General features: G+C 74.2%; 8 protein-coding genes. 6 read left to right on the top strand and 2 right to left on the bottom strand.

All coding sequences use genetic code 11. The features are described 5' to 3' along the window. Nucleotides 1-249 precede the first annotated feature (249 nt). The gene (locus GPJ59_RS07730; RefSeq protein ID WP_258024019.1) at nt 250-792 is read left to right on the top strand and encodes a hypothetical protein; all 543 of its coding nucleotides are present in this window, start codon (nt 250-252) and stop codon (nt 790-792) included. 135 nt (nt 793-927) lie between these two features. Then, nucleotides 928-1,554 carry a class F sortase gene (locus GPJ59_RS07725; RefSeq protein ID WP_219665710.1) on the top strand — a complete coding sequence of 209 codons (627 nt, stop codon included), beginning with the start codon at nt 928-930 and terminating at the stop codon, nt 1,552-1,554. 598 nt (nt 1,555-2,152) lie between these two features. Here the strand turns inward: GPJ59_RS07725 and GPJ59_RS07720 are convergent. Next, the gene (locus GPJ59_RS07720; RefSeq protein WP_219665709.1) at nt 2,153-2,932 is read right to left on the bottom strand and encodes a sulfite exporter TauE/SafE family protein; all 780 of its coding nucleotides are present in this window, start codon (nt 2,930-2,932) and stop codon (nt 2,153-2,155) included. Nucleotides 2,933-3,162: 230 nt separating this feature from the next. On the opposite strand from GPJ59_RS07720, the gene GPJ59_RS07715 reads away from it, so the two are divergent. From GPJ59_RS07715 to nirD, 3 genes are read left to right on the top strand one after another with little or no spacing between them, the layout of a single operon-like run. After that, on the top strand, nt 3,163-4,395 hold the full coding sequence (locus tag GPJ59_RS07715) for an NAD(P)/FAD-dependent oxidoreductase (RefSeq protein ID WP_219665708.1): 1,233 nt from the start codon (nt 3,163-3,165) through the stop codon (nt 4,393-4,395). 2 nt (nt 4,396-4,397) lie between these two features. Continuing rightward, nucleotides 4,398-6,971, top strand: a complete 2,574-nt coding sequence (gene nirB, locus GPJ59_RS07710; protein ID WP_219665707.1) for a nitrite reductase large subunit NirB — start codon at nt 4,398-4,400, stop codon at nt 6,969-6,971. Then, nucleotides 6,968-7,300 carry a nitrite reductase small subunit NirD gene (gene nirD, locus GPJ59_RS07705; protein WP_219665706.1) on the top strand — a complete coding sequence of 111 codons (333 nt, stop codon included), beginning with the start codon at nt 6,968-6,970 and terminating at the stop codon, nt 7,298-7,300. The genes nirB and nirD overlap by 4 nt, the downstream gene beginning before the upstream one ends. 33 nt (nt 7,301-7,333) lie before the next feature. Here nirD and GPJ59_RS07700 read toward each other — a convergent pair whose 3' ends face one another. Next, entirely contained in the window at nt 7,334-7,741 is a 408-nt protein-coding gene (locus GPJ59_RS07700) for a VOC family protein (RefSeq protein ID WP_219665705.1), read from the bottom strand. A 448-nt stretch (nt 7,742-8,189) separates the two neighbouring features. Between GPJ59_RS07700 and GPJ59_RS07695 the strand changes: the two genes are divergently transcribed. After that, nucleotides 8,190-9,350, top strand: a complete 1,161-nt coding sequence (locus GPJ59_RS07695; RefSeq protein WP_219665704.1) for an alkaline phosphatase PhoX — start codon at nt 8,190-8,192, stop codon at nt 9,348-9,350. Nucleotides 9,351-9,456: the final 106 nt, after the last annotated feature.

Here is a 9,456-nt window from a genome sequence, read left to right as displayed (position 1 = left end):
ATGCTGCCGGCGGCCGAAGCCCCTTCACCCGGACGGCACCGGGGCACCCGGATGCCTCGACGGGCGCGCTGACGTGCCGTAACGCCCTCGCGGCCGGCTCCCGGGACCGGTCGGCCGCGCCGCCCCGACAGGCGCCGGCGGCGGGCGGCCGGTTAGCTCGGGGACACGACCCGTGTCCGTCCCGGACCGGACCGGACCGGACCGGACCGAAACCGAGCAGAGCCGAGCAGAGGATCCGCAGGAGCCGCCATGCGCCGCCGCACCGCCCATGCGCTCACCGCAGCCGCAGTGACCGCCGCCGCGTTCGCCGGCCCGGTCGCGGGCGCGGTGGCCGCGGCGGGCCTCGGCGCGGGCGTCTTCGCCGCCGGGGACTTCGCCGAGCTGGAGGTCTGGCCGAAGTCGGCGGCGCCCGGTGCCGCGGTCACCGTGAACACCACCGCCTGCGGCCCGCGCGGCGAGGCCGACGGCGATGCGACCACGGTCGGCGGCGGCCGCTTCCGGCTGGTGCCGGGCACGCACAAGGAGGTCGTGGTCGGCCAGTTCCGGGTCGGCCGCGAGGTCCGGCCGGGGACCTACGAGATCGGCGCGACCTGCGCCGACGGCAAGTTCGCCACCGGCGACCTGGTCGTCACCGAGCGCGGCCCGCAGGGCCACGTGCACACCGGGGTGGGCGGTGGCACGACCACCACCACCGACCCCGCCAAGATCGCGGCGGGAGCGGCCGTACTGGCCGCGACCGCCGTCGGCGGTACCTGGCTCCTGCGTCGCCGGGCGAGCGGCACGCGGGGCTGACGGGCGCCCACCGCGGCCCGGCCGCGGTCCGTACCGGTACCGCCCCCCGTCGCCCGCCCCGTGAGGTCCCCCCGTTCGCGGGGCCGGGCGACGGCCACACCGAGCCCGCCCACACGCACACCCGAGGGGGCAGGAATGCGACGCGACCGGCGGCCCCGACGGGGTCGCATCGGCCTGGTGGCACTGGCCGCCGGTACCGGGATCTGGCTGGTCACCAGTGGCTCCGCCGAACACGTCCGGCCACCGCTGCCCTCCGCCGGGGAGGCCCTGCGCGCCGTGGCCCCCGCCGACGGCATCACCCCGCTGCCGGGCTCCCCGCCGACCCGGATCAAGATCCCCGCCATCGGGGTCGACGCCCCGCTGACCGGCCTCGGCCTCGACGGCGAGGGCCGGCTCGACGCCCCTCCGGCGACCCGGCGCGACCTCGCCGGCTGGTACCGCGACGGCACCACCCCCGGCTCGGCCGGCACCGCGATCATCGCCGGCCACGTCGACCACGCCACCGGCCCGGCGGTCTTCTACCGGCTGGGCGCGCTGCGCCGCGGGGCGGTGATCGAGGTCCCGCGCCGGGACGGCCGAACCGCCGTCTTCACCGTCCACGCGGTGGAGGTCTACCTGGCCGGCCGCTTCCCGGACCAGCTGGTCTACGGTCCCTCCCCGCGCGCCGAGCTCCGCGTCATCACCTGCGGCGGCCCCTTCTCCCCGGGCACGGGCTACCAGGGCAACGTGGTGGTCTTCGCCCACCTGACGGGCACGCGCTGAGCTCTCCGGCATCGGACGATTCCCGTCGACGAACCCCTCGGCGAATCCCCTCCAGGATGCCGGGATGCCCAGGGGGAGATCACTGATTCTGCTGGCGGACGCCCTCGCGCTGACCGCCGCTGCCTGCACCACGTCCGCGTCCGAGGAGCCGGCGGGGCAGGGCCCCACGCCCTCCGCGCCCTCCGCGGCTTCGGCGCAGCCCGGCGCGGCCGGTGCCATGGGTGCCGGCGCGAGCGCGGTCCCGACCGCGAGCCGGGCGGGGCCGCGAGCCCGGGCGGGGCCGGGACCCGCCTCCCCTCCGGCACTCTGCAGAGCCGCTGGTGGAGCTGTGCGGCGTCCGCCAGGTCCGGTTCCAACCCGGTCAGCGACCCGGACGGCACGTTCTGCGCCACCAACCAGCCCAAGGACGTCTGGTTCCTCGCCGGCAACTTCGGTGGGCGCAGCACCCGTACCTGCACGCTGCCGGCCGGTCTGCCGGTGGCCTTCCCCGTCGTCAACCTGATCGGGACCAGGACCGACTGCGAGTCGTTCATGGCGAAGGCGCAGGGCCGGGCCGGGCTCGGTGACCTACGAGCTCGACGTCAGGTAGCGGGCGGGCTCAGGCCCACTGCTCCAGGCCGAGCTTCACCACCAGGGCGAGGACGACCGTCAGCAGGACGGCGCGGACGAACCCGCTGCCCTTCTTCAGGGCCATGCGGGCGCCGGCCATCCCGCCCAGCAGGTTGAAGGCCGCCATCAGCGCGGCCAGCTGCCACAGGACGGCGCCCTGGTAGGCGAAGACGGCGAGGGCGCCGCCGTTGGTGCCGACGTTGACGATCTTGGCCGTGGCGGAGGCGGTCAGCAGGTCCAGGTGCAGCAGTGCGGTCAGGGCGAGGACCAGGAAGGTGCCGGTGCCGGGGCCGATCAGGCCGTCGTAGAAACCGATGCCGAGCCCCGCGAGGAGGATGGCGGCCACGATCCGGCGGCGGCTGACGGGCCCGCCCTCGGCAGCGGCGCCGAAGGCCGGCCGGAAGAGCACGAAGCCGGCCACCAGCAGCAGCACGACCATGATCAGCGGGCGCATGGTGTCCTTGCTGAACACGCCCGCGAGCAGGGCCCCGCCCATCGCGCCCGCCATCGCGGCCACACCGATCCGGACGGCGGTCCGCACGTCCACCGGCGCCTTGCGGGCGAAGGTGACCGCCGCGCCGGAAGTGCCTACGATCGCCACCGCCTTGTTGGTGCCGAGCGCGTGCGTGAGCGGTACGTTCGCGGGCAGGCCGAGCATCAGGGCGGGCAGCAGGAGCAGGCCGCCCCCGCCCACCACGGCGTCGATCCAGCCGGCCGCCGCGGCCGCCGCGCACAGCACGATGATCATGGTCGTCGATATGTCAGGCACGGCCCCGACCCTAGGCAACCGGTTGATGCAACATCCATCTATTCGGGGTTTCTTGCGCAAGGTTTGAGCTTTCCCGGTCCGGGCGGGAGTCCGGCAACGGCCCGGGGCGCCGCCCGCCCCGCCGCCCGAGCTGCGGCTCACACGCCCCGGCCCGCCTCGAAGAGGTCAGCGTTCCGCGCGGGTAACAGCAGTGATGCCGCCGGGAAACAGGCGCCCCGCACGCTCGGAGCATGACCTCCCGACAGCATGTTCTGGTGATCGGCGGCGGGCTCGCCGGGCTGCGGCTCGCGCAGCGGCTCGGCCCCGCGGCCGACGTGACCGTGCTCGGCGAGGAGAGCCGCGCCCCCTACAACCGCGTCCTCCTCGCCGAGGTCCTGGCGGGCCGGTTCGCCCCCGAGGTCACCGCCCTGCCCGACCCCGGACCGGCCCTGCGCCGCGGGGTGCGCGCGGTGCGCATCGACCGGGCCGAGCGGCTGGTCCACTGCGACGACGGCACCGTCGAGCAGTACGACACCCTGGTCCTGGCCACCGGCTCCAACCCGGTGCTGCCCCCGCTGCGCGGCCTGTTCGAGCTGGAGGGCGCCGGGCGGGAGCTGCCCGACGGCGTCCACGCCTTCCGGACCATGGACGACTGCCTGGCCCTGTCCGAGGCCCTGCGCCACCGCCCCGGCGTGCGCGCCGTGGTGATCGGCGGCGGGCTGCTCGGCGTCTCCGCCGCCCGCGCCCTCGCGGCCCGCGGCGCCCAGGTGGTCCTGGCCCAGCAGGGCAGCCGCCTGATGGAGCGCCAGCTGGACGCGGACGCCTCGGCCCTGCTGCTCACCCATCTGACCGCCCTCGGCGTGGAGGTCCACACCGAGTGCCGGGTGCGCGGCCTCGCGGCTGTGCCGGTGGGCGAGCGCCGCACCGTGACCGGGGTGGACCTCGCCGACGGGTTCCGGCTCGACGCCGATCTCGTGGTCCTCGCCTGCGGCGTACGCCCCCGCGTAGGCCTCGCGCAGGCCGCCGGGCTGGCCCTGGGCAAGGGCGTGCTGGTCGACGACGAGCTGCGCACCTCCGACCCCCGGATCCACGCCGTCGGCGACTGCGCCGAGCACGCCGGGCAGGCCTACGGCCTGGCCGGACCGGCGCTGGAGCAGGCCGACGTGCTCGCGGCCGTGCTCCAGGGCCGGCCCGCCCGCTACGCGGGCACCCGGGCGCTGACCCGGCTCACCCTCGCCGACGGCGCCCGCCCCCTGGACCTGGCCGCCTTCGGCGAGCCGACCCCCCGCCCCGGAGACGACGTGGTCTCCCTGGCCGACGCCACCCGCCGCACCTACCGCAAGGTCGTCCTGCGCGGCGACCGCCTGGTGGGCGGGGTGCTGCTCGGCGAGCTCTCCACGGTGGGCGCGCTGGCGCGCACCTGGGAGGGCGACGAACCGCTGGACGACCTGTTCCATCTGCTCACCGACGACGGAGGCTCCTGATCATGAGCAATCCCCAGTCCCCGCCGCCCGCCGGGCGCCCCTCGCTCGTCCTCGTCGGTCACGGCATGGTCGGCCAGCGCTACCTGGAGGCGCTCGCCGAACGGGGCGCGACGGCCACGCACGCGATCACCGTGCTCTGCGAGGAACCCCGCCCGGCGTACGACCGGGTGCACCTGACCTCGTACTTCTCCGGCACCTCCGCCGAGGACCTGTCGATGACCCCGGCCGGGTTCATGGCCGAGCACGGGATCGAGCTGCACCTGGGCGACCCGGCCGTCGCCGTCGACCGGGAGGCCCGTACGGTCACCTCCCGGTCCGGCCGGGTCGTGCCGTACGACGTACTGGTCCTGGCGACCGGCAGCTACCCGTTCGTGCCGCCCGTACCCGGCAAGGACTCCCCCGGCTGCTTCGTCTACCGCACGGTCGAGGACCTCCTCGCGATCGAGGAGTACGCCAAGGACCGGGCCACCGGCGCCGTCGTCGGCGGCGGACTGCTCGGTCTGGAGGCCGCCGGCGCCCTGCAGGGCCTGGGGCTGGCCACCCGCATCGTGGAGTTCGCGCCCCGCCTGATGCCCGCCCAGGTGGACGACGGGGGCGGCGCGGCCCTGCTGCGCACCATCGAGTCGATGGGGCTGACCGTCCACACCGGCGTCGGCACCCAGGAGGTGCTGGCCGACGCGCCCGACGGCTCGGTGACCGGGATGCGGCTGTCCGACGGCAGCACGCTCGCCACCGACCTCGTCGTCTTCTCCGCGGGCGTCCGCCCCCGCGACCAGCTGGCCCGGGACTGCGGGCTGGAGGTCGGCGAGCGCGGCGGCATCGCCGTGGACACCCGCTGCCGCACCTCCGACCCGCACGTCTACGCGATCGGCGAGTGCGCGCTGGCCTCCGACGGCCGCGTCTACGGCCTGGTCGCCCCCGGCTACGAGATGGCCGAGACCGCCGCCGACGACCTGCTGGGCCGGGAGCGGGAGTTCACCGGCGCCGACCTGTCGACCAAGCTCAAGCTGCTCGGCGTGGACGTGGCATCCTTCGGCGACGCCCACGGCGCCACCGAGGGCAGCCTGGACGTGGTCTACTCGGACTCCCGCGCCGGGGTCTACAAGAAGCTGGTGGTCGCCCCCGACGGCCGGCTGCTCGGCGGCATCCTGGTCGGCGACGCCGACTCCTACGGGCTGCTGCGCCCGCTGACCGGCAGCGTCCCGCCCGCCGCCCCCGAGCAGCTGGTCCTGCCGGCCGGGATCGGCGCGCCCGCCGCCCTCGGCCCGGCCTCCCTGCCCGACGACGCGATCATCTGTTCCTGCCACAACGTCACCAAGAAGGCCATCGCCGCCTGCGCCACCCTGCCCGAGGTCAAGAAGTGCACCAAGGCGGGCACCGGCTGCGGCGGCTGCGTGAAGGTGATCGGCCAGCTGCTGCCGCCCCCGGCGGAGAAGGGGCTGTGCGCCTGCTTCGCCTACACCCGGGCCGAGCTCTACGAGATCGTCCGCACCCTGCGGCTGACCTCGTACGACCAGCTGCTCGACAGCCACGGCCGCGAGGCGGCGCGCGGCACCGACGGCTGCGAGGTCTGCAAGCCGGCCGTCGGCTCGATCATCGCCTCGCTCGCGCCGACCATCGGTGCCTCCGGCTACGTCCTGGCCGGCGAGCAGGCCGCCCTCCAGGACACCAACGACCACTTCCTCGCCAACCTCCAGCGCAACGGCTCCTACTCCGTCGTCCCGCGCATCCCCGGCGGCGAGATCACCCCCGACAAGCTGATCGTGATCGGCGAGGTGGCCCGCGACTTCGGCCTCTACACCAAGATCACCGGAGGTCAGCGGATCGACCTCTTCGGCGCCCGCGTCGACCAGCTCCCGCAGATCTGGTCCCGGCTGGTCGAGGCCGGCTTCGAGTCCGGGCACGCGTACGGCAAGGCACTGCGTACGGTGAAGTCCTGCGTCGGGCAGACCTGGTGCCGCTACGGCGTCCAGGACAGCGTGCGCATGGCCATCGACCTGGAGCTGCGCTACCGGGGCCTGCGCGCCCCGCACAAGCTCAAGTCGGCCGTATCCGGCTGCACCCGCGAGTGCGCCGAGGCGCAGAGCAAGGACTTCGGCGTCATCGCCACGGCCAACGGCTGGAACCTGTACGTCGGCGGGAACGGCGGGGCCACCCCGCGCCACGCCGACCTGCTGGCCCAGGACCTCTCCGACGCCGAACTGGTGCGGCTCATCGACCGGTTCCTGATGTTCTACATCCGCACCGCCGACCGCCTGGAGCGCACCTCCGCCTGGCTGGAGCGGCTGGAGGGCGGCCTGGAGCACCTGCGGGACGTGGTCGTGCACGACTCGCTGGGGCTGTGCGCGGAGCTGGAGGCGCTGATGGCCGACCACGTGGCCGGCTACCGCGACGAATGGGCCGAGACCCTGGACGATCCCGACCGGCTGCGGCGCTTCGTGTCCTTCGTCAACGCGCCGGGCGCCCCCGACCCGACCGTGAAGTTCGTCCCCGAACGCGAGCAGGTCAAGCCCGACCTGGCCGTTCTGCAGATCTCCCCGTCCCCGTCCCTCGAACCCCTGGGAGGTACCCGATGACCGTCGAACTGCGCGTGGCGGAGGGCTGGCTGACGGTGTGCGAGCTCGAAGCACTCATTCCGGGCCGCGGGGTGGCCGCGCTGCTGCCCGACGGCAGCCAGGCCGCGGTCTTCATCGACCGGCAGGGCCGGCCGTACGCGATCAGCAACCGGGACCCCTTCACCGGGGCGCAGGTGCTCTCGCGGGGGCTGATCGGCTGCGCCGAGGGCCGTCCGTTCGTGGCCTCGCCGCTGCTCAAGCAGCGCTTCGACCTGAGCTCGGGGCGCTGCCTGGACGACGACGGGGTGGCGGTCCGCACCTATCCGGTCCGGACCGCCGCGACCTCGTAGAGGGGGTGCGGAGCTGTAGAGGGGGTGCGGGGCTCAGCCCTGGACGGCCGCCGGGTCCATCCACATGATCTCCCAGGTGTGGCCGTCCAGGTCCTCGAACGTCCGGCCGTACATGGTGCCGTAGTCCATGGCCCCGCGGGGCTCGGTGCCGCCGGCGGCCAGTGCCTTGTCGACCAGGGCGTCCACGGCGGCGCGGCTGTCGGCGCTCAGGCACAGCAGGGCCTCGGTGGTGGTGGCGGTGTCCGCGATGGCCTTGTGGGTGAACTCCTTGAACTTGGCCTCGGTCAGCAGCATGGCGAAGATCGTGTCGCTGATGACGAGGCTGGCGGCGGTGTCGTCGGTGAACTGGGGGTTGAAGGAGTATCCGAGCCGGTTCCAGAAGGCCTTGCTCGCGTCCAGGTCCTTGACCGGCAGGTTCACGAAGATCATGGTCGGCGACATCTCTGGGTCCCTCTTCCGTGGGTCGGTGCGTGCCGCGGGGTGCGGCCGGCCGTCAGCTGCGGTGTGCTGCTGTCACAGGGGTGGACAGCGGGCGGGCGGAAAACTCATCGGCCGCGCGGAAACTTTTTTTGCCGGGCGCGAGCGGCCGGTACGCCCGGTCGGCCGGGAGGGCGTTCGGGAAGGGGCGCCGGGGGCCCGTTCGGCAAGGGGCGCCGAGGGGCGCTCAAGGAGCTTCCGGAAGGGCGAGGCGGCACGCACAGATCCGCGCACGCCCCTTGCGCGGGCCTGCGCGCCCCGCGCCGCGCAGGCGAACCGCGAGGGCTGTTCGCCGGTCGCCCGCGGGTCATCTCGTGTTGACGTGGCATCAACACGGCGCTCCTATGGTCCTCGGCGCGCGACCTCGCGGCCGGCCGGCCGCGGGGCCACCCTCCCCCCTCATGGAGTGACCGTGGAACGTCGTACCTTCCTGCGCGGCGCAGTCATCGGCTCCTCTGCCGCGGCCTTCGGCGGCACCCTCATGCGCGGCGCCGCCTACGCGGCCCCGGCCCAGCCCGGCCCCGGACCGTACGGGGCGCTCGGCGCGGCGGACGCGAACGGGATCATGCTGCCGAGCGGCTTCACCAGCCGGGTGATAGCCCGGTCCGGCCAGACCGTCAGCGGCACCTCGTACACGTGGCACAACGCCCCCGACGGCGGCGCGTGCTTCGCCGACGGCACGGGCTGGATCTACGTCTCCAACTCGGAGATCAACCCCTCCGGCGGCGCGAGCGCGGTGAAGTTCAACTCCTCCGGCACGATCACCGGCTCCTACCGCATCCTGTCGAACACCCGGCAGAACTGCGCGGGCGGCAAGACCCCGTGGAACACCTGGCTGTCCTGCGAGGAGGTCAGCCGCGGCTACGTCTACGAGACCGACCCGTACGGGGTGATGGCGGCCGTCCGGCGGCCCGCGCTGGGCCAGTTCAAGCACGAGGCCGCGGCCGCCGACCCGGTCCGCCGGGTGATCTACCTGACGGAGGACGAGTCCAACGGCTGCCTCTACCGCTTCGTCCCCACCACCTGGGGAAACCTTTCCTCGGGCACCCTTCAGGTGCTCAAGGCCGGCACCGCCACCTCCGGCTCCTTCACCTGGCAGACCGTCCTGGACCCGGACGGCTCCCCCACGTACACCCGTGACCAGGTCTCCGGCGCCAAGCGGTTCAACGGCGGCGAGGGCTGCCACTACGCAAACGACACGGTCTGGTTCACCACCAAGGGCGACAACCGGGTGTGGCAGCTCAACCTGGCGAACAGCACGTACGAGCTGGCCTACGACGACTCGCTGGTGGTGGGCGGCGGCGCCCCGCTGACGGGCGTCGACAACGTCACCGGCTCCTCGTACGGCGACCTGTACGTGGCCGAGGACGGCGGCAACATGGAGATCTGCGTGATCACCCCGGACGACGTGGTCGCGCCCTTCCTGCGGGTCACCGGCCAGTCCTCCTCGGAGATCACCGGCCCGGCCTTCTCCCCCGCCGGCAACCGCCTGTACTTCTCCAGCCAGCGCGGCACGACGGGCAGCTCCTCGGGCGGCATCACGTACGAGGTCACCGGGCCCTTCCGGGTCTGACGGACCGCTCTCCGGGACCGCCGAGCGGACCGCCTGACAGACCGCTCTCCGGGACCGCCGAGCGCCTCCAGGGCCCCCGCACCCCGCCCGGGGTGCGGGGGTCCCG

Source organism: Streptomyces bambusae (assembly GCF_019400985.1).
GTDB lineage: Bacteria > Actinomycetota > Actinomycetes > Streptomycetales > Streptomycetaceae > Streptomyces > Streptomyces bambusae_A.
Note: the sequence above shows the minus strand (reverse complement) of the source record. Positions and strands in the feature narration are given on the sequence as shown.